Annotated in this window: 17 protein-coding genes and 2 tRNA genes; 16 read left to right on the top strand and 3 right to left on the bottom strand. The window is 62.3% G+C overall.

Annotated features, from left to right (window positions below; genetic code table 11):
* Nucleotides 1–2: 2 nt before the first annotated feature.
* Complete coding sequence (locus O7B34_RS23980) at nucleotides 3–2282, top strand: xanthine dehydrogenase family protein molybdopterin-binding subunit (protein ID WP_337148372.1); 2280 nt, start codon at nucleotides 3–5, stop codon at nucleotides 2280–2282.
* Nucleotides 2283–2404: 122 nt separating this feature from the next.
* Here O7B34_RS23980 and O7B34_RS23975 read toward each other — a convergent pair whose 3' ends face one another.
* Nucleotides 2405–2824 (bottom strand): GNAT family N-acetyltransferase, encoded by a 420-nt coding sequence (locus O7B34_RS23975; protein ID WP_337148371.1) that lies wholly within the window; start codon nucleotides 2822–2824, stop codon nucleotides 2405–2407.
* Nucleotides 2825–2947: 123 nt separating this feature from the next.
* Between O7B34_RS23975 and O7B34_RS23970 the strand changes: the two genes are divergently transcribed.
* Nucleotides 2948–3021, top strand: a tRNA-Gly gene (locus O7B34_RS23970).
* A 78-nt stretch (nucleotides 3022–3099) separates the two neighbouring features.
* On the opposite strand, the gene O7B34_RS23965 is transcribed toward O7B34_RS23970, so the two are convergent.
* Nucleotides 3100–3564 carry a YidB family protein gene (locus O7B34_RS23965; protein ID WP_337140612.1) on the bottom strand — a complete coding sequence of 155 codons (465 nt, stop codon included), beginning with the start codon at nucleotides 3562–3564 and terminating at the stop codon, nucleotides 3100–3102.
* A gap of 129 nt (nucleotides 3565–3693) precedes the next feature.
* Here O7B34_RS23965 and O7B34_RS23960 point away from each other — a divergent pair, with 129 nt between their 5' ends.
* Nucleotides 3694–3951: a GlsB/YeaQ/YmgE family stress response membrane protein gene (locus tag O7B34_RS23960; RefSeq protein WP_015318000.1), complete on the top strand. Its 258-nt coding sequence runs from the start codon at nucleotides 3694–3696 to the stop codon at nucleotides 3949–3951.
* 111 nt (nucleotides 3952–4062) lie between these two features.
* Here the strand turns inward: O7B34_RS23960 and O7B34_RS23955 are convergent, their stop codons facing one another.
* Nucleotides 4063–4950 (bottom strand): DMT family transporter, encoded by an 888-nt coding sequence (locus O7B34_RS23955; RefSeq protein ID WP_337107168.1) that lies wholly within the window; start codon nucleotides 4948–4950, stop codon nucleotides 4063–4065.
* Between the two features lie 294 nt (nucleotides 4951–5244).
* On the opposite strand from O7B34_RS23955, the gene tuf reads away from it, so the two are divergent.
* The 13 genes from tuf (at nucleotide 5245) to O7B34_RS23890 (ending at nucleotide 22392) form a co-directional block, all read left to right on the top strand.
* Entirely contained in the window at nucleotides 5245–6420 is a 1176-nt protein-coding gene (gene tuf, locus O7B34_RS23950) for an elongation factor Tu (protein WP_013895701.1), read from the top strand.
* Nucleotides 6421–6585: 165 nt separating this feature from the next.
* A complete protein-coding gene (locus O7B34_RS23945; RefSeq protein WP_337148369.1) occupies nucleotides 6586–8238 on the top strand; it encodes a hypothetical protein in 1653 nt (550 codons plus the stop codon).
* A 93-nt stretch (nucleotides 8239–8331) separates the two neighbouring features.
* Nucleotides 8332–8814 carry a group II truncated hemoglobin gene (locus O7B34_RS23940; protein WP_337148366.1) on the top strand — a complete coding sequence of 161 codons (483 nt, stop codon included), beginning with the start codon at nucleotides 8332–8334 and terminating at the stop codon, nucleotides 8812–8814.
* A gap of 240 nt (nucleotides 8815–9054) precedes the next feature.
* Nucleotides 9055–9130, top strand: a tRNA-Trp gene (locus tag O7B34_RS23935).
* 357 nt (nucleotides 9131–9487) lie between these two features.
* Nucleotides 9488–9691 (top strand): preprotein translocase subunit SecE, encoded by a 204-nt coding sequence (gene secE, locus O7B34_RS23930; protein ID WP_027146633.1) that lies wholly within the window; start codon nucleotides 9488–9490, stop codon nucleotides 9689–9691.
* A 27-nt stretch (nucleotides 9692–9718) separates the two neighbouring features.
* A complete protein-coding gene (gene nusG, locus O7B34_RS23925; RefSeq protein WP_015317996.1) occupies nucleotides 9719–10246 on the top strand; it encodes a transcription termination/antitermination protein NusG in 528 nt (175 codons plus the stop codon).
* A gap of 175 nt (nucleotides 10247–10421) precedes the next feature.
* Nucleotides 10422–10850, top strand: coding sequence for a 50S ribosomal protein L11 (gene rplK / locus O7B34_RS23920; protein ID WP_010909262.1), 429 nt, complete (start codon nucleotides 10422–10424; stop codon nucleotides 10848–10850).
* A 4-nt stretch (nucleotides 10851–10854) separates the two neighbouring features.
* On the top strand, nucleotides 10855–11553 hold the full coding sequence (rplA, locus tag O7B34_RS23915) for a 50S ribosomal protein L1 (RefSeq protein WP_027146632.1): 699 nt from the start codon (nucleotides 10855–10857) through the stop codon (nucleotides 11551–11553).
* A gap of 411 nt (nucleotides 11554–11964) precedes the next feature.
* Nucleotides 11965–12483, top strand: a complete 519-nt coding sequence (rplJ, locus tag O7B34_RS23910; RefSeq protein ID WP_027146631.1) for a 50S ribosomal protein L10 — start codon at nucleotides 11965–11967, stop codon at nucleotides 12481–12483.
* A gap of 54 nt (nucleotides 12484–12537) precedes the next feature.
* The gene (gene rplL, locus O7B34_RS23905; protein WP_027146630.1) at nucleotides 12538–12915 is read left to right on the top strand and encodes a 50S ribosomal protein L7/L12; all 378 of its coding nucleotides are present in this window, start codon (nucleotides 12538–12540) and stop codon (nucleotides 12913–12915) included.
* 265 nt (nucleotides 12916–13180) lie between these two features.
* Nucleotides 13181–17317: a DNA-directed RNA polymerase subunit beta gene (rpoB, locus tag O7B34_RS23900; RefSeq protein WP_027146629.1), complete on the top strand. Its 4137-nt coding sequence runs from the start codon at nucleotides 13181–13183 to the stop codon at nucleotides 17315–17317.
* Nucleotides 17318–17447: 130 nt separating this feature from the next.
* Entirely contained in the window at nucleotides 17448–21644 is a 4197-nt protein-coding gene (gene rpoC / locus O7B34_RS23895; protein ID WP_027146628.1) for a DNA-directed RNA polymerase subunit beta', read from the top strand.
* Nucleotides 21645–21726: 82 nt separating this feature from the next.
* On the top strand, nucleotides 21727–22392 hold the full coding sequence (locus O7B34_RS23890) for an O-methyltransferase (protein ID WP_337148364.1): 666 nt from the start codon (nucleotides 21727–21729) through the stop codon (nucleotides 22390–22392).
* Nucleotides 22393–22398: the final 6 nt, after the last annotated feature.

The raw sequence follows: 22398 nt of genomic DNA, 5'->3' as shown, positions 1-22398 counted from the left end.
CCATGAATCAAGCCGCGCCAGTTCCAAAGGAAAACCAAGGCCAACCGGTTGTCCGCATCGACGGCAGGCTGAAGGTTACCGGACAAGCCAGCTATCCGGCCGACATCGCCACGGCCAATGTCGCTTATGGCGCTCTTGCCACAAGCAGCATCGCTCGGGGCAAGGTTTCCAAACTCCATACCAGTGACGCCAGGGCCGTGCCCGGAGTGCTGGACATCATCACCTATGGCGACATGGATCAGACGGACACTCCGAAATTTGGCAACACCGGTGCGAGCTCTATCGCACCCCTGCATGACAAGACGATTTTCCACGACGGCCAGATCATCGCTCTGGTCGTTGCCGAGACATTCGAGGCGGCGGAGGAAGCGTCGATGTTGATCCGCGCCGACTACGAAGACGAACCGCCCAGCGCCAGCTTCGATTCCAAAGGCGTGAAAGTGGAACCGGCGGCCGGCAAAAGCCCGATGTTGCAGGAGGATGTCAAAGCAGGCGACTTCGACGCTGCCTATGCATCCGCTGCCGTCAAGATCGACCAAAAATACTCCACGCCGACCCAGCATCACAATCCGATCGAACTGTTCTCGACCACGGCGATGTGGCAAGGCGATCAACTCACCGTCCATGAGCCAAGCCAGAATGTCACCGGCTGGAAAATCGAACTTGCCCGGCAGTTGAAGGTCGACCCTGCCAATGTGCGGATTGTCAGCCCTTATGTCGGGGGCGCCTTCGGTTCCAAGGGACCGATGACGGCTCGCACGGCAATTGTCGCTGTTGCCGCGCGCCGTTTTGGGCGGCCGGTACGCTGCGTCGTCAGCCGCATGCAGGCCTTCAACACCCAGACCTATCGCGCCGAGACCAGGCACCGAATCCGCATAGGCGCCAGCAAGGACGGCCGCATCACGGCGTTCGGACATGAGGGCTGGGAGGTGACGTCACGCCCTGACCCTTATGTCGTCGGCGGCACGTCCGCCACCGGCCGCATGTACAATTACGGTTCGGTGCTCACTCATGTTTCGGTCGTCCATGCCGACCGCAACACACCGGGCTACATGCGCTCACCGCCGGAGACGCCCTACGTCTACGCGCTCGAGAACGCCATGGACGAAATGGCTGTGGCGCTGGGCATGGATCCCGTCGAGTTTCGGCGCATCAACGAGCCTGAAAAAGAGCCTATCGGCGGCAAGCCATTCTCCAGCCGGTCGCTGGTCAAATGCTACGACCAGGCTGCGGAGGCCTTCGGCTGGTCGAAGCGTGATGCCGCGGTCGGATCGATGCGGGAGGGCGACTGGCTGGTCGGCATGGGGTGCGCGACCGCAATCTATCCCACGGCAAGCGCGCCATGCGCGGCCCGTGTTCGCCTGACCGCCGATGGACAAGTTCGCGTTCAGTGCGGCTCGCATGAGATCGGCACCGGTGTGCGCACCATCGCCGGGCAGATGGCCGCCGAACGTCTGGGGATAGGGATGGACAAGATCAGCGTCGAGATGGGCGACAGCGCCCTGCCGCCGGCGCCGGTCTCGGGCGGCTCGATTTCGACAGCGAGCGTCTGCTCGGCGGTTCTGAAGGCCTGTGACGCGGTGCGTGCCAAACTTTTCGCGGCAGCTGTCGCTGGAGACGGGCCGCTGGCCGGTTCCGGCAATGCCAAGCTGGAGATGGAGCAGGAGAAGATCGTGGCAAGCGGCGGCAAATCCGCCAAGCTGTCGGATGTCTTCAAGGCGATGCAGATCGGCGCGATAGAGGAATATGCCGAGTTCGCGCCAAAGGGTTCGACGCCGGAAGCACTGAAGAAGCTCTATGCCGGGCAAGCGGAGTTCCACGGCGGCGATCAGGACAAGGACTCCGTGAAATACGCCTTTGGCGCTGAATTCGTCGAAGTGCGCGTCAACAGCTACACACGCGAAATCCGGGTGCCGCGCGTGGTCGGTGCCTTTGCCGCCGGCCGCATCATGAACACGCGCACCGCGCGCAGCCAACTGATGGGCGGCATGATCTGGGGTATCGGCCAAGCCCTCCACGAGGCGACGGAAATCGACCGGCGCAACGCCCGTTACGTCAATCGTGACCTGCAGGACTATCTGGTGCCGGTCAACGCCGACATCAAACAGGTCGACGTCATCCTTGTTCCCGAGGTCGACCTGGACGTCAATCCGGCCGGCGTCAAAGGCTTGGGGGAGCTTGGCAATGTCGGGACCGCGGCGGCCGTGGCGAGCGCGGTGTACCATGCCACGGGCAAACGCATTCGAGACTTGCCGATCAGAATAGACCATTTGATAAGCTGACGATCAAGGCGCGACAGGGGCTGACGCGCATGACACGCGCAAAGATCCTGCGGCTTTTCAAGGGTGTCCCTCGTCGCGCGCATGCCTGCTGATCACGGGTATCGCGGCCTCTTGCGCCAGCATCAGAGGGTTTTGCTCAGGAAGATGCGGGCGGCGTCGTGAAGGCCGAACTCAACTCTGCCAAATTCCTCGTAGCGGTGACGAACATAGAAGCCAGGCGCCTGGAAGCTGCTGGTCTCGACCACCGCACGTTGGCAGCCGCGCTTCCTCGCTTCCGCCTCCACGGCAGAGAGCAGGCGGCTGCCATGTGATCTGCCTCGAATGCTTTCAGGCACGAAGAACATGTCGAGGAACAGCAAACCGAGTTCGGTCCTGCCCCACAGGCCGCCAAGGATGGTTCCCGAGCTGTCGCGCAATACGGCGCCGATCGGCACGCGGTCGTCAACGCCGGTTTTGGCCACATTGTAGCGATAGAGGGCGGCGCCCGCCTCCGCCTTGGCGCGCCCATTCCCCCTGACCAGATGAACGTGGACGTCTGGCATTTGGTATTCCATGGCCGCAGCCTCGAGACCGATGTCGGATCGGATCCTGGCCTGTAATTTCGGCTCGGTCGCGAGAGGCTCCTTGACCTTCGGAACCTTGTCGAATAGCTAGGGCATGCGTGCGCGGGTATGGTGAAATGGTATCACATGAGCCTTCCAAGCTCTTGGTGCGGGTTCGATTCCCGCTACCCGCTCCAGATTTCCAGCGACACCGTCGGCAAGCCGAAACACTGCGCGGCAGGCGCGCAGCGCTTCAGGCATTGGTGTGCGCCGCGCTAGCTGTTGAACGCTGACGCGACCTGGTGCTGTTGCGGCACCTGGCCGTTCGGCGTCAGCTTGTCGACGATGCCGGGCAGGGCCGCGGATAGTTGCTTGAGCAGTTCCTGCTCGTCGAGCCCTGTCCGTTGGGCGATTTCGCGAATGACCTGCGGTCCGATCGCGTTGCCCAGCTCATTGGCGTTGATCGACTGGTTCTGCCCTGTGCCGACCCAGGAGTCGGCGACATTGCCATGGCCAGCGTTCTTGAGCTTGTCGAGCAGGCCGCCCAGTCCGCCGAGCAGGCCGCCGTCACCTGACGCGGTTCCGACGGGTGTGGGATCGGCCGGCGCGGGAGCTTGAGGCTGCTCCGGCTGTTCGGCACTTCTGCCGCTCAGCATCTTTCCGACCAGCAGGGCACCGAGCGCGATCATCAGCGGTTTGGTGATGTTGCCGCCGGGAACGGCGTTGTCAAAAAGTCCCATAGTGGATCCTCCATCTAGCCAAGCCCGGCCCATCGTCAACAATGACGCAATCGGGCGGAATTTCAACCTGGCTTGTGGTTTTGACATTCATATGAAAATGTCCGGTTGGCGGAGGGATGGAGAGGAAAAATGGGTATCATCAGCTGGATCATTCTCGGCGTCATCGCCGGCTTCATCGGCAGCAAGATCGTCAACAAGACCGGTCAGGGCATGATCATGGATATCGTGCTCGGCATTGTCGGTGCCATCGTTGGGGGCCTGATCTTCAGTGCCTTCGGTGCTTCGGGCGTCACCGGCCTCAACATCTACAGCCTGATCGTCGCGGTCGTGGGCGCCGTCGTGGTGTTGTGGGCCTACCATCAGTTCGCGGGCAAGCGCACCATTTAGACGTGATCGGCAGATTGTCAGTTCTGCCGAATCCTGAATTGCGATAGTCCGCCGTCGGTGCTGCCTGCACTCACGGTGTTGGAACCTACAATGCCGGTGCGCCGCCGCGGATCAGGCGACCACGGCTAGCCTACGCTTGCGCTGGTCCAGCGACACGATGGTCAACCCACTGCAGACGACCAGCAGGATGCCGCAGACCGCCAGTGCATTGGGGAATTGCCCGAACACCAGCAGGCCCGAAATGACGGCCCAGACCGTGAAGCAGTAGTAGAACGGCGCTACCGCTCCGGTCGGCCCGACGCGATAGGCCATGAAGATGAAGAAGTGGCCGAAGATCAGGAAGAAACCGGCTCCCGCCATCAGCAGCAGGTGGTGCGCCTCCGGCGCTACCCAGCGCTCGGAAACCAGATGCGCGGCGCCGGCGCCGATCAGGACCACGACGACCGCCGAGATCGCCACGATCATTCCTGGCACTTCGGCGGTGATCTTGCGGCCGGCCAGATCGCGGGCGGCGGCGAATGTCGCATTGCCCAGCGCCAGCAAGGCGTAGACCGAAATGCCTTGCATGGTCGGCTGGGCCACCATCAGCGCGCCGATGAAGCCCAGCCCGATCAGCGCCATGCGCTGGCCGCCGATGCGCTCGCCAAACAGGATCGAGGATCCGACCAGCATCAGCAGCGGCGTGATCTGCCCCAGCGCGGTGGAATCGGCGATCTGCATGTTGGCGAGCGCGACGACGTAACAGAGGATCGCCGCCAGTTCGAGCAGGTTCCTGCGCAGCACCCGCTTGTCGAAGATCAGCGGGATCTGCTTGCCGTAGCCGAGCGCAAACAGCAGCGGAAGGCCCCACAGCGTTGCCGCGGCTCCACGCAGGAACAGCACTTCGTAGGACGGCAAGCCCGTAGTGGCGAGCTTCATCATCGTGTCGTTGACCAGATATGACCCGGTCGAGACGATCATGAACAGCGGGCCGCGAATGGCAGTCGGGATGAAATGCATCGGCGCAGGAAATCAGACCAGGATCGCCGCCGCAATGGGCCATGAACCGCCGGCAGATCCGACAGCGACAGATACGCAGGCCTGCGGAATCCACCGATTGTTCCGTCGGACCTTCGCCCATTCCCTTTTCAACGGCGGGTCCCTATATCAGCGCCATATCCCCGCAATCGGATCAAGGGTTCTGGCCGAGTGAGATGGCGTCCGGGCAAAAGACGCTTGTGTTTTTTGGCCTTTCTCGCTAATCGCCCCGCATTCGACTGAACTGAAGGTCCAGGCCGTCCAAGGAAAGAGACTATGGCAAAAGGTAAATTCGAGCGCACTAAGCCTCATGTGAACATCGGCACGATTGGTCACGTCGACCATGGCAAGACGTCGCTGACGGCTGCGATCACCAAGTATTTTGGCGAATACAAGCGCTATGACCAGATCGACGCGGCGCCGGAAGAGAAGGCGCGCGGCATCACGATCTCGACGGCTCACGTCGAATACGAGACGGCCAACCGCCACTACGCGCATGTCGACTGCCCCGGCCACGCCGACTATGTGAAGAACATGATCACCGGTGCCGCGCAGATGGACGGCGCGATCCTGGTCGTGTCGGCCGCCGACGGCCCGATGCCGCAGACCCGCGAGCACATCCTGCTTGCCCGTCAGGTCGGCGTGCCGTCGATCGTGGTGTTCCTGAACAAGGTCGACCAGGTCGACGACGCCGAGCTGCTCGAACTGGTCGAGCTCGAGGTTCGCGAACTTTTGTCGAAGAACGAATTCCCCGGCGATGACATTCCGATCGTCAAGGGTTCGGCGCTGGCGGCGCTCGAGGATTCGAACAAGACGATCGGCGAGGACGCGATCCGCGAGCTGATGGCTCAGGTCGACGCCTACATCCCGACGCCGGTTCGTCCGCTCGACAAGCCGTTCCTGATGCCGATCGAGGACGTGTTCTCGATCTCGGGCCGCGGCACGGTCGTCACCGGCCGCGTCGAGCGCGGCGTGGTCAAGGTCGGCGAGGAGCTGGAAATCATCGGCATCCGTCCGACGACCAAGACGACCTGCACGGGCGTCGAGATGTTCCGCAAGCTGCTCGATCAGGGCCAGGCCGGCGACAACATCGGCGCGCTGCTGCGCGGCGTCGACCGTGAAGGTGTCGAGCGCGGCCAGGTTCTGGCCAAGCCCGGCACGGTGAAGCCGCACAAGAAGTTCGTGGCCGAAGCCTACATCCTGACCAAGGACGAAGGTGGCCGTCACACGCCGTTCTTCACCAACTACCGTCCGCAGTTCTACTTCCGCACGACCGACGTGACCGGCATCGTGTCGCTGCCGGAAGGCACCGAGATGGTGATGCCCGGCGACAACATCACGGTCGATGTCGAGCTGATCGTGCCGATCGCCATGGAAGAGAAGCTGCGCTTCGCCATCCGTGAAGGCGGCCGCACCGTCGGTGCCGGCATCGTCGTCACCATCAAGGAATAATCGAGACCGGCTTCTGCCGGTTCGACAAGGAAAGGGCGGTCTTCGGGCCGCCCTTTTTCGTTTACTTGCGCTTGGCAGCGCAAGTATTGCCAGGGTTGGTTCAAAGCTGTTGCAAGCGCCATGGCTGCAACTAGTATAGGTTGCACTGAGGGAGCTTTGCCAACAGTGGTTCCAAGGCGCTGTTTTGATGGGAAGGCATGGCGGTTGTGGGCACTGGTTTGCCTCGTCGTCGTTATGCTGCTGCCTGTTCTGGCAGCGCGAGCGGAGGATGGGCCTCCCGACATCCCGCCCATGCGCTTCGTCGTCGTGCGCAGCAACGCTCCGGGATGCGAACCCAACTGTCCTGAGTGGATATCGGCGGACGGCACCATCGCCGCGGGCACGCCGGCGCTCCTCAAACGCACGCTCAAGGCGCTCAAGGGAAGGCAATTGCCGGTGGTCGTCAATTCGCCCGGCGGTAATGTCGATGCGGCGCTGGCACTTGGCCGGATGATCCGCAAGAACAAGCTCGATGTCGCCGTCGGCGTGACGGTTCTTTCCGATTGTCAGCCGGAAATTGAAAACTGCAACGACAACAAGGGCAAGAGCGCCGACTATTTCGGGATAGTCCATGACGACGGAGCCATGTGCAATTCGGCCTGTCCGCTGATGTTTTCCGGCGGTGTCCGCCGGGTGATCGGAGATTTCGGCTATCTCGGCGTCCACCAGATCACCACCACATATCACCGGGAAAAACTGCTCTACCGGACCACGTACCGAATCGTGAACGGCAAGAAGAAGATCATCAGCACCAAGGTGGTCAGCCGTAAAAGCGCAGGCAGCTACAAAACCTACGAGATGAGCAGGGCCGTCGAGAAGACGCTTTCGGCGTATCTGAGGGAAATGGGGATAGGCGACGGCGTGCTGGAAATCATGAAGGCTACGCCGGCCAGCGAGATTCGTCAGATTCCGCTCGACGCCATGTTGACGATGAAGCTGGTCACCAGCCGGGACGCAGTGGATCTGTTGACCACGGCAAGCCTCTGCGGGCTTGGGCAGCCGGCCACGAACTGCCGGGAAATAGCTGGACCTGCAAACAAGACGACGCCATCGGCCGCCCTCAAGCCGATGACTGCCGTACCGGTTCAACCGGACGCCGCGAAGGCCGGCGGGGACATGCGCTTTGTCGTGGTTCGCGGCAGCAATCCGCTGTGCAACCCCGATTGTCCGGAATGGATATCGGCGGAAGGCGCGATCACCGGCCAGACGCCGCAGAAGCTGCGGCAGTTGCTGGCCACGCTTGGCAATCGGCGGCTGCCTATCGTCATCAGTTCACGCGGAGGCGACCTGTCCAGCGCTCTCGCAATGGGACGACTTGTCCATGAAAGAAAGCTCGACATAGCCGTTGCCCGGACAGATTTCGTCGACTGCGACCCCGGCGTGTGGAATTGCCTCGCCACCGAAGGAGCCTATGCCGGATTGAGCATCGATGCGGGGGCGGAGTGCGATTCTGCCTGTGCGCTCGTGGTTGCCGGCGGCGCCAGACGGCTTGTCGGTCCCCGGGCGCGGCTCAGCCTGTATCCGATGGGACAGAAGCTGGTGGTCAAGGCGTATCTCGACGAAATGGCGATCGGTCCCGCTCTGTTCGCCGCGGTCGAGCGACGCTCGGCCGAGGGGCAACTTGACGCAGACATGATGCGCAGGGTTGGACTGACAACGGGACCGCAATCGGTCGACGCGTTGACCGGCTCCACGATTTGCAAGGCCGTTGCCAAGCCCGACAATTGCCGGGGCCTGCCAGCCGCCAATGCACAGGCCGACGCACCTGCCAGGCTGTAGAGCACGGCGACGTCGAAACTGCCCATCGAGGCAGGTTGAGCCATATCCGATTTCCGCTATCGTCGCGGCCGCGGGGCCGGCGAAGGATCAAGAATGAGCCAGGACGTTCCGACACTCTACGAATGGGCCGGCGGCGCCGAGGCGCTAAACCGGCTGACGCAAACCTTCTATGACAAGGTGGCACAAGACCCGGTCGTTGGCCCGGTGTTCAAACATATGTCGCCGGATCACCCCGCCCATGTCGCCGCCTTCATCGGCGAGGTCTTCGGCGGACCGAAAACCTACAGCCAAGACTTTGGCGGCCATCGCGAAATGGTCATGCATCATCTGGGCAAGCATTTGACCGGGGAGCAGCGCCGCCGCTGGATCAATCTTCTCGCCGACGCGGCGGATGAGGTTGGTTTGCCGGACGATCCCGAATTCCGTTCCGCCTTCATGGGCTACATCGAATGGGGATCGCGGCTGGCCAAGATGAATTCCAATCTCGGCGAGACCTGCGATCCCGAGACCGAGCCGATGCCGGCCTGGGGCTGGGGCGTGCCCGGCGGGCCCTACCGGGTGCCGGACGAAAAATAGCTTCCGGTTGCCGGGGAGGTGGATGGCCGGTGCCGCAAGATGCCAAGATCGTGCGCCGGCGCGAGTGGGATGGACCGGGCTTCGAACATCTTGTGCTGCGGGGGCAGGCGGGGCGGTTCCTGGCTGAGTTGCCGACGATCCCCATTTCTGGCGCAGGGGTTAAGGCATGTTTGCTTGCAAACCGCTCTTTACAGAGCGTGCGGAAGCTTTTAGGAAGCGCCTGCGCCGAGGCGCACGTGTACGGGCATAGCTCAGTTGGTAGAGCGGCGGTCTCCAAAACCGCAGGTCGTAGGTTCGAGCCCTGCTGCCCGTGCCATTTCTAGAGATGGCATCACAACGATTTTGCAGGCGGCCTTTGAAAATCGGTGACCCGCTTGCCATATTAGGCCCGTTGGGGCATAAAGGTGCCATAGCCGGAACGGAACGACTGGATGGTTCCGAGGCGGCGTTTGGTCATAAAGCGGACACTTGCCACTTGCGTGGATCAAGAATCGGTTTTATGTAGACGAAACAGACACGCGACGCGTGAAGCTGGGAAGCCGGCTTTACGCGTCTGATTTGCATGGGCGAAATGATCGCGCTGATTCTGCGCGAGATTGGGCTCAGGCGGCACGTCCCGGCCAGCGGGATCATCCAGGGGACCCGGCCAACGGGTCTTGAAGACAGGCGGCATATGGCTTCGAAAACCACAAATCCTTTCGTCTTTCTCCAGCAGGTACGCGCGGAGACAGCCAAGGTGACTTGGCCGTCGCGCCGCGAGACGATGATCTCGACGATCATGGTCCTGGCCTTCGCTGTGATCGCGATGATCTTCTTCTTCACCGCCGATCAGCTCATGGGCCTCGCGGTCGAGCAGATTCTGGGCATTGGACGCTAAGTCCGGCGATTAGGAGAAGTCGTAAAAATGGCTACGCGCTGGTACATCGTCCACGCCTATTCGAACTTCGAGAAGAAGGTCGCCGAGGACATCGAGAACAAGGCCAAGCAGAAGGGTCTGTCCGCCGATATCGAGCAGATCGTGGTGCCGACCGAGAAGGTCGTCGAGGTTCGTCGCGGCCGTAAGGTCGACGCCGAGCGCAAGTTCTTCCCGGGCTACGTGCTCTTGAAGGCTAACCTGACCGACGCCGTGTTCTCGCTGGTCAAGAACACGCCGAAGGTTACCGGTTTCCTCGGCGACTCCAAGCCGGTGCCGATCACCGAGGCGGAAGCGCAGCGCATCCTGAACCAGGTGCAGGAAGGCGTCGAGCGGCCGAAGCCCTCGGTCACCTTCGAGATCGGCGAGGCGATCCGCGTTTCGGATGGTCCCTTCGCGTCGTTCAACGGTTTCGTCCAGGAAGTGGACGAGGAGCGGGCGCGGCTCAAGGTGGAAGTTTCGATCTTCGGGCGCGCCGTGCCTGTCGATCTGGAATTCGGGCAGGTCGAAAAGGGCTGATCCGAAATCCCTGATGCCGGTCTGGCGATCAGGGGAGGCGGTGCGGCAACGCGCGGCCTTGAGAACGGTGGGAGGCGAAGGCGGCTTTAGCCGGCCGCAAGAACCGCACCACCAGACTGCAACCGCCGGTGTTTCCCAGATCGTGGGGCCGGCATAGACAAAGGCAGGAAAAGAGATGGCTAAGAAAATTGCAGGCCAGCTCAAGCTCCAGGTCTCCGCGGGATCGGCTACGCCGTCGCCCCCGATCGGCCCGGCGCTTGGTCAGCGTGGCATCAACATCATGGAGTTCTGCAAGGCGTTCAACGCGCAGACCCAGGAAATGGAAAAGGGATCGCCGGTTCCGGTCGTCATCACCTATTACCAGGACAAGTCGTTCACCTTCGTCATGAAGACGCCTCCGGTGAGCTACTTCCTGAAGAAGGCCGCGAACCTGAAGTCGGGCTCGAAGGAGCCGGGCAAGGTCAAGGCTGGCACCGTTTCGCGCGACAAGGTTCGCGAAATCGCGACCGCCAAGATGAAGGATCTGAACGCGAACGACGTCGAAGCGGCCATGCGTATGGTCGAGGGCTCCGCCCGCTCGATGGGTCTGGAAGTGGTGGGCTAAGATCATGGCAAAGATTGCAAAGCGTGTATCGAAGACCCGTGAAGGCATCGATCCCAACAAGGCTTACGCGCTCGGTGATGCGCTGAAGTTGCTCAAGGATCGCTCCTCGGTCAAGTTCGACGAGACCGTCGAAGTCGCCATGAACCTCGGCGTCGACCCGCGTCACGCGGACCAGATGGTCCGCGGCGTGGTCAACCTGCCGAACGGCACCGGCCGCTCGGTCCGTGTTGCCGTGTTCGCCCGTGGCGACAAGGCCGAAGAGGCCAAGGCCGCCGGTGCCGACATCGTCGGTGCCGAGGATCTGGTCGACATCGTCCAGAAGGGCACGATCGATTTCGATCGCTGCATCGCCACGCCGGACATGATGCCGCTCGTCGGCCGTCTCGGCAAGGTGCTTGGCCCGCGCGGCATGATGCCGAACCCGAAGGTCGGCACCGTCACCACCGACGTCGCCGCGGCCGTCAAGGCATCGAAGGGCGGCGCTGTCGAGTTCCGCGTCGAGAAGGCCGGCATCGTTCATGCCGGCGTCGGCAAGGTCTCGTTCGACGTCAAGGCGCTGGAAGAGAACATCCGCGCCTTCGCCGATGCGGTGACCAAGGCAAAGCCGACAGGCGCCAAGGGCAACTACGTCAAGAAGGTGTCTGTCACCTCGACGATGGGCCCGGGCCTCAAGCTCGACGTCTCGACGCTCGCTGCGTCCTGATTGGACCATTTGGATCGGCCTCTCGAAGGCCGGTCCGTGACTGAATTCCGGGCCTTGGATTGATCCTGGGCCCGGTACCGGAAGCCGGAAGGCTTCCGGACATCCTGTCCGAGATTGCGGGCGGCCCGAACCTTGATTCAAGAGGAGGGCCTTAATTCATGTGGGCCTGCATGAGACGGGTGAAAACCGGACAACGGAGCAGCAAGCTCCAATGAAAGGTTCGAACCGTGTTTGCCTTTTGTCTGCGCATCGCCGGCTTGGCCGTCGATGTGGCGAAAGGGGGCAGGATCCTCGAGCGTCGTTCGGGAGATCCGTTACTGGATGGCCCGGCCGGCAAAAGGCAACCCGACGCCTGTCCTCGAAAATGGGAATGTTCCCATCAACGGGACTGGGGTCAACTGGAGATAGGCAGTGGACAGAGCGGAAAAACGCGAACTCGTCACGGGCCTGAATGATGCGTTTTCGGGCGCAGGTTCAGTCGTCGTGGCCCACTATGCCGGTATCACCGTCGCGCAAATGAACGACCTTCGGTCGAAAATGCGCGCCGCCGGTGGCACCGTTAAAGTCGCGAAGAACCGTCTCGCCAAAATCGCTCTTCAGGGCACGGACTCCGCATCGATCATCGACCTGTTCAAGGGACAGACGCTGATCGCCTATTCGGAGGATCCGATTGCGGCGCCGAAGGTCGCGTCCGATTTCGCCAAGGGGAATGACAAGCTTGTCATTCTCGGCGGCGCAATGGGCACCACCTCGCTCAACGCCGACGGTGTGAAGGCACTCGCCACACTTCCGTCGCTCGATGAGCTGCGCGCCAGGCTGGTTGGCATGATCGCCACGCCGGCAACCCGGATCGCCCAGATCGTCAATGCGCCAGCGGCCTCGGTCGCGCGCGTCATCGGCGCTTACGCCCGGAAGGACGAGGCGGCATGAGGCCGTTCCTCGCTATCAAAAACACACGTTCGAACCTAACGAAGGAATACAACAATGGCTGATCTCGCAAAGATCGTAGACGACCTTTCGAAGCTGACCGTCCTCGAGGCGGCTGAGTTGTCGAAGCTTCTGGAAGAAAAGTGGGGCGTTTCGGCTGCTGCTCCGGTCGCGGTTGCCGCTGCCGGCGGTGCTGCCGCTGCTGCTGCTCCCGTCGAGGAAAAGACGGAATTCGACGTCGTCCTCACCGACGCCGGCGCTCAGAAGATCAACGTCATCAAGGAAGTCCGCGCCATCACCGGTCTTGGCCTCAAGGAAGCCAAGGACCTGGTCGAAGCGGCTCCGAAGCCGGTCAAGGAAGCCGTTTCCAAGGCCGACGCCGACAAGTTCAAGGCCCAGCTGGAAGCAGCCGGCGCCAAGGTCGAGCTGAAGTAAGAGTATCAAGCGGCGGGCGGCCTCGCGCCGTCCGCCACTCCCTTGGGTGACCAGGGGAGGCTGCGTGACGCGAGATGTACGAAAACCTCTTTCCTGAGGGCCGAAACCGGCCTTCAGGAAACGGGTTTTCTCCCGTTTTAGCCGGTAGCCGCCAAGCAATTGGAAAGGCGGCCGGAGAACAGACAGAGAGCCGCCGGCCAGGTGGCTCAGTATGCAAGACGAACCGCGGCGAGGTTCGTCCCGAGTTTAGAGCTAAGGAGCGACGATGGCCCAGACCCAGACTTTCAATGGCCGCAGACGCGTACGCAAATTCTTCGGAAAGATCCCGGAAGTTGCGGAGATGCCGAACCTCATCGAGGTTCAGAAGGCGTCCTATGACCAGTTCCTGATGGTGGACGAGCCCAAGGGCGGACGTCCCGACGAAGGGCTGCAGGCTGTTTTCAAGTCGGTCTTCCCGATCTCCGATTTTTCCGGCTCCTCCATGCTGGAGTTCGTGAAGTACGAGTTCGAAGGGCCGAAATTCGACGTTGACGAATGCCGTCAGCGCGACCTGACCTATGCCGCGCCGCTGAAGGTGACGCTGCGCCTCATCGTGTTCGATATCGACGAGGATACCGGTGCCAAGTCGATCAAGGACATCAAGGAGCAGGACGTCTATATGGGCGACATGCCGCTCATGACGCTCAACGGCACCTTCATCGTCAACGGCACCGAACGCGTCATCGTCTCGCAGATGCACCGCTCGCCGGGCGTCTTCTTCGACCATGACAAGGGCAAGTCGCACTCGTCGGGCAAGCTTCTGTTTGCCGCCCGCGTCATTCCCTACCGTGGCTCGTGGCTCGACATCGAGTTCGATTCCAAGGACGTCGTGCACGCCCGTATCGACCGCCGCCGCAAGATCCCCGTGACGTCGCTGCTGATGGCGCTCGGCATGGACGGCGAGGAGATCCTGTCGACCTTCTACAACAAGATCACCTATAAGCGCGCCGGCGACCATTGGCGCATTCCGTTCAACGTCGAGCGTTTCCGCGGCCTCAAGGCCGTCGGCGACCTGGTCGACGCCGACACCGGCGAGATCGTCGTCGAGGCGGGCAAGAAGATCACCGCCCGCCAGGCACGTCAGCTCGGCGAGAAGGGTCTCAAGGCGATCAAGGCGACCGACGAGGATCTGCTCGGCAACTACCTTGCCGAGGACATCGTCAACTACGCCACCGGCGAGATTTTCCTCGAGGCCGGCGACGAGATCGACGACAAGACGCTCAAGGTGCTGCTCGGCACCGGCGAGCAGGAGATCCAGGTCCTCGACATCGACCATGTCAATGTCGGCGCCTATATCCGCAACACGCTCGCCGTCGACAAGAACGAGAGCCGCCAGGACGCGCTGTTCGACATCTACCGTGTCATGCGCCCGGGCGAGCCGCCGACGCTCGAGACCGCCGAAGCCATGTTCAACTCGCTGTTCTTCGACAGCGAGCGCTACGACCTGTCTGCCGTCGGCCGTGTCAAGATGAACATGCGTCTCGAGCTCAAGGCCGAGGACACCGTGCGCGTGCTGCGCAAGGACGACATCCTGGCCGTGGTCAGGACGCTGGTCGAACTGCGTGACGGCAAGGGCGAGATCGACGACATCGACAATCTCGGCAACCGCCGCGTGCGTTCGGTCGGCGAGCTGATGGAGAACCAGTACCGCGTTGGCCTGCTTCGTATGGAGCGCGCGATCAAGGAACGCATGTCCTCGATCGAGATCGACACGGTCATGCCGCAGGACCTGATCAACGCCAAGCCGGCGGCGGCCGCCGTGCGCGAGTTCTTCGGTTCTTCGCAGCTGTCGCAGTTCATGGACCAGACCAATCCGTTGTCGGAGATCACCCACAAGCGTCGCCTGTCGGCGCTTGGACCGGGCGGTCTGACCCGCGAGCGCGCCGGCTTCGAAGTGCGCGACGTGCACCCGACGCATTACGGCCGCATCTGCCCGATCGAGACGCCGGAAGGCCCGAATATCGGTCTGATCAACTCGCTGGCGACCTTCGCGCGCGTCAACAAGTACGGCTTCATCGAAAGCCCGTACCGCAAGATCGTCGACGGCAAGCTGACCAATGACGTCGTCTATCTCTCGGCGATGGAAGAGGCCAAGCACCATGTCGCGCAGGCCAACGCCGAGCTCGACAAGAACGGCGGCTTCGTCGACGAGTTCGTCATTTGCCGCAGCGCCGGCGAAGTGATGATGGCGCCGCGCGAAAACGTCGACCTGATGGACGTGTCGCCCAAGCAGATGGTGTCCGTTGCCGCGGCGCTCATCCCGTTCCTCGAGAACGATGACGCCAACCGCGCTCTGATGGGCTCGAACATGCAGCGTCAGGCCGTGCCGCTGGTGCGCGCCGAGGCGCCGTTCGTCGGCACCGGCATGGAGCCGATCGTCGCCCGTGACTCAGGCGCCGCCATCGGCGCCCGTCGTGGCGGCATCGTAGACCAGGTGGACGCGACGCGTATCGTTATCCGCGCCACCGAGGATCTCGACCCGGGCAAGTCCGGCGTCGACATCTACCGGCTGATGAAGTTCCAGCGTTCGAACCAGAACACCTGCATCAACCAGCGTCCGCTGGTGCGTATGGGCGACCGGGTCAACAAGGGCGACATCATCGCCGACGGTCCGTCGACCGAGCTCGGTGATCTGGCGCTCGGCCGCAACGTGCTGGTCGCGTTCATGCCGTGGAACGGCTACAACTACGAGGACTCGATCCTGCTCTCCGAGCGTATCGTGGCCGACGACGTCTTCACCTCGATCCACATCGAGGAATTCGAGGTCATGGCCCGCGACACCAAGCTCGGTCCGGAGGAAATCACGCGCGACATTCCCAACGTCTCGGAAGAAGCGCTGAAGAACCTCGACGAAGCCGGCATCGTCTATATCGGTGCGGAAGTTCAGCCTGGTGATATCCTGGTCGGCAAGATCACGCCGAAAGGTGAAAGCCCGATGACGCCGGAAGAGAAGCTTCTGCGCGCCATCTTCGGTGAAAAGGCTTCCGACGTGCGCGACACTTCGATGCGCATGCCTCCGGGCACCTTCGGCACCGTCGTCGAGGTGCGCGTGTTCAACCGCCACGGTGTGGAGAAGGACGAGCGCGCCATGGCGATCGAGCGCGAGGAGATCGAACGCCTCGCCAAGGACCGTGACGACGAGCAGGCGATCCTGGATCGCAACGTCTATGCGCGTCTTTCCGACGTTCTCGTCGGCAAGGAAGCGATCGCTGGACCGAAGGGCTTCAAGAAGGGCTCAACGCTGTCCAAGGACACGCTCGACGAGTATCCGCGTTCGCAGTGGTGGCAGTTTGCGGTGGAGAACGAAAAGCTCCAGAGCGAACTGGAAGCCCTGCGTGGCCAGTACGACGATTCCAAGAAGGCGCTTGAGCAGCGCTTCATGGACAAGGTCGAAAAGGTGCAGCGCGGCGACGAAATGCCTCCAGGCGTCATGAAGATGGTCAAGGTCTTCGTGGCGGTGAAGCGCAAGATGCAGCCCGGCGACAAGATGGCCGGCCGTCACGGCAACAAGGGTGTCGTGTCGCGCATCGTTCCGGTCGAGGATATGCCTTTCCTCGAGGACGGCACGCATGCCGATATCGTGCTCAACCCGCTGGGTGTGCCGAGCCGCATGAATGTCGGCCAGATCCTGGAAACGCATCTGGGCTGGGCTTGTGCCGGCATGGGCAGGAAGATCGGCGAGCTGATCGACACGTATAAAGCTGCCGGCGATATCAAGCCGCTGCGCAAGACGTTGGAAAGCTTCATGCCGGCCAACGACCGCAACGAGCCGGTCCGCGAGTATGACGACGAGAGCATCGTTCGCCTCAGCGAGCAGATGCGCCGCGGCGTCTCCATCGCGACCCCGGTGTTCGACGGCGCGCATGAGGCTGACATCAACATCATGCTGGAGCAGGCGGGCCTGCACACCAGCGGTCAGTCGCAGCTCTATGACGGCCGCACCGGCGAGCCGTTCGATCGCAAGGTGACGATGGGCTATATCTACATGCTCAAGCTTCACCACCTGGTGGACGACAAGATCCACGCGCGTTCGATCGGCCCGTACTCGCTCGTCACCCAGCAGCCGCTGGGCGGCAAGGCGCAGTTCGGTGGCCAGCGCTTCGGCGAAATGGAGGTCTGGGCGCTGGAAGCCTACGGCGCCGCCTACACGCTGCAGGAAATGCTGACGGTGAAGTCGGACGACGTCGCCGGCCGCACCAAGGTCTACGAGGCGATCGTGCGTGGCGACGACACGTTCGAGGCAGGCATTCCCGAGAGCTTCAACGTGCTCGTCAAGGAAATGCGGTCGCTTGGCCTCAATGTCGAGCTGGAGAACACCAAGCTCGACGAAGCTCCGGTTCGACTGCCGGACGCAGCCGAGTAACGGCTACGGCGCGTCGCGGAATGCCGCGGCGCGTCCACGAAATTCGACGGCCGGTGGGCCGACCACTCAGCGGGCATTCGGCCCGCGTTAGATGCAAGGGGTTTTCTAGGACCCCGAAAAGGAGAACGGCATGAACCAAGAGGTCATGAATCTCTTCAATCCGCAGGCGCCTGCGCAGGTGTTCGATTCCATCCGGATTTCGCTTGCCAGCCCTGAGAAGATTCTGTCCTGGTCGTTCGGCGAGATCAAGAAGCCGGAGACCATCAACTACCGCACCTTCAAGCCGGAGCGTGACGGTCTGTTCTGCGCGCGCATTTTTGGCCCGATCAAGGACTACGAATGCCTGTGCGGCAAGTACAAGCGCATGAAGTACAAGGGCGTCATCTGCGAGAAGTGCGGCGTCGAAGTCACGCTATCGCGCGTTCGCCGCGAGCGCATGGGCCATATCGAGCTGGCGGCACCGGTCGCCCATATCTGGTTCCTGAAGTCGCTGCCCTCGCGCATCGGCACGCTGCTCGACATGACGCTGAAGGACATCGAGCGCGTCCTCTACTTCGAGAACTACATCGTCACCGAGCCTGGCCTCACCGCGCTGAAGGAGCACCAGTTGCTCAGCGAGGAAGAGTACATGATCGCCGTCGACGAGTATGGCGAGGATTCGTTCACCGCCATGATCGGCGCCGAGGCCATTCATGACCTTCTGGCCGGCATGGACCTAGAGAAGATCGCCGGCGACCTGCGTTCGGAACTGGCTTCGACCACGTCCGAGCTGAAGCAGAAGAAGTACCTGAAGCGGCTCAAGGTCGTCGAGAACTTCATGGAATCCGGCAACCGTCCGGAATGGATGATCATGAAGGTCGTTCCGGTGATCCCGCCGGACCTGCGCCCGCTGGTTCCCCTGGATGGTGGACGCTTCGCGACGTCCGACCTGAACGATCTCTATCGCCGCGTCATCAACCGCAACAACCGCCTGAAGCGGCTGATCGAGCTGCGGGCGCCGGGCATCATCGTGCGCAATGAAAAGCGCATGCTGCAGGAAGCCGTCGATGCGCTGTTCGACAACGGCCGTCGCGGCCGCGTCATCACCGGCGCCAACAAGCGTCCGCTGAAGTCGCTGTCCGACATGCTCAAGGGCAAGCAGGGCCGGTTCCGTCAGAACCTGCTCGGCAAGCGCGTCGACTATTCCGGCCGCTCGGTCATCGTCACCGGTCCGGAGCTCAAGCTGCATCAGTGCGGCCTGCCGAAGAAGATGGCGCTCGAACTGTTCAAGCCCTTCATCTACGCCCGTCTCGACGCCAAGGGTTACTCCTCGACGGTCAAGCAGGCGAAGAAGCTGGTCGAGAAGGAGCGTCCGGAAGTCTGGGATATCCTCGACGAGGTCATCCGCGAGCATCCGGTTCTCTTGAACCGCGCGCCGACGCTGCACCGCCTCGGCATCCAGGCGTTCGAGCCGATCCTGATCGAAGGCAAGGCGATCCAGCTTCACCCGCTGGTCTGCACGGCCTTCAACGCCGATTTCGATGGTGACCAGATGGCCGTTCACGTGCCGCTGTCGCTTGAAGCGCAGTTGGAAGCCCGCGTGCTGATGATGTCGACCAACAACATCCTGCACCCGGCCTCCGGCGCGCCGATCATCGTGCCGTCGCAGGACATGGTTCTGGGTCTCTACTACCTCTCGATCGTCAACCAGAACGAGCCGGGCGAGGGCATGGTGTTTGCCGATATGGGCGAACTCCAGCACGCGCTCGAGACCAAGGCCGTGACCTTGCACGCCAAGATCAAGGGCCGCTTCCGCACGGTCGACGCCGAAGGCAAGGTCGTGTCGAAGATCCATGACACCACGCCTGGCCGCATGATCATCGGCGAGCTTTTGCCGAAGAACGTCAATGTGCCTTACGAGACCGCCAACCAGGAGATGACCAAGAAGAACATCTCCAAGATGATCGACACCGTCTACCGCCATTGCGGTCAGAAGGAGACGGTCATTTTCTGCGATCGCATCATGGCGCTCGGCTTTGCTCATGCGTGCCGTGCCGGCATCTCGTTCGGCAAGGACGACATGCTGATCCCGGACACCAAGATCAAGCTGGTGTCGGACACCGAGGCCTTGGCCAAGGAGTACGAGCAGCAGTACAATGACGGCCTGATCACGCAGGGCGAAAAGTACAACAAGGTCGTCGACGCCTGGGCCAAGTGCTCGGAAAAGGTCGCCGACGAAATGATGGCCCGCATCAAGGCGGTCGAGTTCGAAGACAATGGCCGTCAGAAGCCGATGAACTCGATCTACATGATGTCGCACTCCGGTGCGCGTGGCTCGCCCACCCAGATGCGCCAGCTTGCCGGCATGCGCGGCCTGATGGCCAAGCCGTCGGGGGAAATCATCGAGACGCCGATCATCTCGAACTTCAAGGAAGGCCTGACCGTGCTCGAGTACTTCAACTCGACCCACGGTGCCCGCAAGGGTCTGGCCGACACCGCCTTGAAGACGGCGAACTCGGGTTACCTCACCCGTCGTCTGGTCGACGTGGCGCAGGACTGCATCGTCAACTCCGTGGATTGCGGCACCGACAAGGGCCTCACCATGCAGCCGATCGTCGATGCCGGTCAGGTCGTCGCTTCTGTCGGCCAGCGCGTGCTGGGCCGTACATCGCTCGACGATATCACCCATCCGGTGTCGGGCGAGGTTCTGGTCAAGGCCGGAACGCTCATGGACGAGCGTGACGTCGAGCAGATCGAAAAGGCCGGCGTGCAGTCGGTCCGCATCCGCTCGGCCCTGACCTGTGAAGTCAGGATCGGCGTCTGCGCGGTCTGCTACGGACGCGATCTGGCCCGCGGCACCCCGGTCAACCAGGGCGAAGCCGTCGGCGTGATCGCGGCGCAGTCGATCGGCGAGCCGGGCACGCAGCTCACCATGCGCACCTTCCACATGGGCGGTACCGCGCAGGTGGTGGACAGCTCGTTCCTTGAAGCCTCCTATGAGGGCAAGGTCGAGATCCGCAACCGCAACGTGGTGCGCAACTCGGACGGCCAGCAGATGGTCATGGGCCGCAACATGGCGGTGCTGATCCTCGACGAAGCCGGCAAGGAGCGCGCGACGCACCGTGTCACCTATGGTTCACGCATCTTCGTGGACGATGGCGACAAGGTGAAGCGCGGTCAGCGTATTGCCGAGTGGGATCCCTATACCCGTCCTGTCCTTACTGAAATCGAGGGCAAGGTGTCGTATGAGGATCTGGTCGACGGCATTTCCGTTCAGGAAACGGCCGACGAGTCGACCGGCATCACCAAGCGTGAGGTCATCGACTGGCGGTCGACGCCGCGCGGCAACGACCTCAAGCCTGCGATTGCCATCCTGGACTCCAAGGGCAAGGTCGGCAAGCTGTCGAAGGGCGGCGATGCCCGCTTCCTGCTCTCGGTCGAGGCCATTCTCTCGGTCGAGCCCGGTTCCCAGGTTCGCCCCGGCGACGTCCTGGCGCGTATCCCGATGGAAAGCGCCAAGACCAAGGACATCACCGGCGGTCTGCCGCGTGTCGCCGAACTGTTCGAGGCACGTCGTCCGAAGGATCACGCCATCATCGCCGAGATCGATGGCACGATCCGCTTCGGCCGCGACTACAAGAACAAGCGCCGCATCATCATCGAACCGCACGACTCGACGCTTGAGCCGGTCGAGTACCTGATCCCGAAGGGCAAGCCGTTCCATCTCCAGGACGGCGACGTCATCGAGAAGGGCGACTACATCCTCGACGGCAATCCGGCGCCGCACGACATCCTGGCGATCAAGGGCGTGGAGGCACTTGCTTCCTACCTCGTCAACGAGATCCAGGAAGTCTACCGCCTGCAGGGCGTGTCGATCAACGACAAGCACATCGAGGTGATCGTTCGCCAGATGCTGCAGAAGGTCGAGATCACGGTGCAGGGCGACTCGACCTACATCCCGGGCGATCATGTCGACGTGATCGAACTGGAAGAGGTCAACGAGCGTCTGGTCGAGGACGGCAAGAAGCCGGCCGAGGGCCAGCCGGTGCTGCTCGGCATCACCAAGGCATCGCTGCAGACGCCGTCCTTCATCTCGGCCGCCTCCTTCCAGGAGACGACCAGGGTGCTGACGGAAGCCGCGGTTGCCGGCAAGACCGACATGCTGCAGGGCTTGAAGGAAAACGTCATCGTCGGCCGGCTGATCCCGGCCGGTACCGGCGGCACGATGAGCCAGATCCGGCGCATCGCCACCTCGCGCGACGAACTCATCATCGACGAGCGCCGCAAGGCCTCCGGTGTGGAAGTCGCCGAGCCGATGCTGGCGGACATGACAACCGCCGCGCAGTAAGCGAGGCGGCAAAAATCTCAGGTAACAGAAGCCGTCGGGGCAACCCGGCGGCTTTTTCTTTTTTACGATCGGAGGAAAGCAGATGAGCACGAAGATCTGGACGGCTGTCGATAATTACATCGTCTCCTCGCTCTTCGAGGCGGATCCCGTTCTCGACGCGGTTCTGGCGGCCAACCGTGATAACGGCCTGCCGGCGATCGACGTCTCGGCGGCGCAAGGAAAACTGCTCTCGCTGCTGGTGCGCATCAGCGGCGCGAAGAAGGTGCTCGAGATCGGCACGCTGGGCGGCTATTCGACCGTCTGGATGGCGCGGGGATTGCCTGCTAACGGCAAGGTCGTGACGCTCGAACTCGATCCGCACCATGCCAGCGTCGCGCGTTCGAATTTCGAGCGGGCCGATGTCGCGGACCGCGTGGAATTGCGCGTCGGCCCGGCGCTCCAATCGCTTGCAGCACTGGGTGGCGAGAACGCCGGTCCGTTCGACCTCATCTTCATCGATGCCGACAAGCCGAACAACCCGAACTATCTGTCCTGGGCCTTGCGGCTGTCGCGCTCCGGAACGGTCATCATCTGCGACAACGTCATCCGTGACGGCGCCGTGCTGGATGAGGATGGTCGCGACGCCAATGTCGAAGGCGCACGCGCGGCGTTTTCCTTCATCGGCGACGACAAACGGCTGGACGGCACCGCCATCCAGACCGTGGGCGCCAAGGGCTATGACGGCTTTGCCATCGCGATCGTCGACTGAACTGAC

Source organism: Mesorhizobium sp. Cs1299R1N3, from assembly GCF_037179625.1.
Classification (GTDB): Bacteria; Pseudomonadota; Alphaproteobacteria; order Rhizobiales; family Rhizobiaceae; genus Mesorhizobium; species Mesorhizobium salmacidum.
This window is presented reverse-complemented; position numbering and strand designations above follow the sequence as displayed.

What these genes read in the sequence shown, in the direction of transcription:
- rplL (WP_027146630.1), top strand. Translation starts at nt 12,538, where the DNA reads ATGGCTGATCTCGCAAAGATCGTAGACGACCTTTCGAAGCTGACCGTC.
- O7B34_RS23980 (WP_337148372.1), top strand. Translation starts at nt 3, where the DNA reads ATGAATCAAGCCGCGCCAGTTCCAAAGGAAAACCAAGGCCAACCGGTT.
- secE (WP_027146633.1), top strand. Translation starts at nt 9,488, where the DNA reads ATGGCTTCGAAAACCACAAATCCTTTCGTCTTTCTCCAGCAGGTACGC.
- O7B34_RS23960 (WP_015318000.1), top strand. Translation starts at nt 3,694, where the DNA reads ATGGGTATCATCAGCTGGATCATTCTCGGCGTCATCGCCGGCTTCATC.
- rpoC (WP_027146628.1), top strand. Translation starts at nt 17,448, where the DNA reads ATGAACCAAGAGGTCATGAATCTCTTCAATCCGCAGGCGCCTGCGCAG.
- O7B34_RS23890 (WP_337148364.1), top strand. Translation starts at nt 21,727, where the DNA reads ATGAGCACGAAGATCTGGACGGCTGTCGATAATTACATCGTCTCCTCG.
- O7B34_RS23975 (WP_337148371.1), bottom strand. Translation starts at nt 2,824, where the DNA reads ATGCCAGACGTCCACGTTCATCTGGTCAGGGGGAATGGGCGCGCCAAG.
- rpoB (WP_027146629.1), top strand. Translation starts at nt 13,181, where the DNA reads ATGGCCCAGACCCAGACTTTCAATGGCCGCAGACGCGTACGCAAATTC.
- O7B34_RS23940 (WP_337148366.1), top strand. Translation starts at nt 8,332, where the DNA reads ATGAGCCAGGACGTTCCGACACTCTACGAATGGGCCGGCGGCGCCGAG.
- O7B34_RS23955 (WP_337107168.1), bottom strand. Translation starts at nt 4,950, where the DNA reads ATGCATTTCATCCCGACTGCCATTCGCGGCCCGCTGTTCATGATCGTC.
- tuf (WP_013895701.1), top strand. Translation starts at nt 5,245, where the DNA reads ATGGCAAAAGGTAAATTCGAGCGCACTAAGCCTCATGTGAACATCGGC.
- rplK (WP_010909262.1), top strand. Translation starts at nt 10,422, where the DNA reads ATGGCTAAGAAAATTGCAGGCCAGCTCAAGCTCCAGGTCTCCGCGGGA.
- nusG (WP_015317996.1), top strand. Translation starts at nt 9,719, where the DNA reads ATGGCTACGCGCTGGTACATCGTCCACGCCTATTCGAACTTCGAGAAG.
- O7B34_RS23965 (WP_337140612.1), bottom strand. Translation starts at nt 3,564, where the DNA reads ATGGGACTTTTTGACAACGCCGTTCCCGGCGGCAACATCACCAAACCG.
- rplA (WP_027146632.1), top strand. Translation starts at nt 10,855, where the DNA reads ATGGCAAAGATTGCAAAGCGTGTATCGAAGACCCGTGAAGGCATCGAT.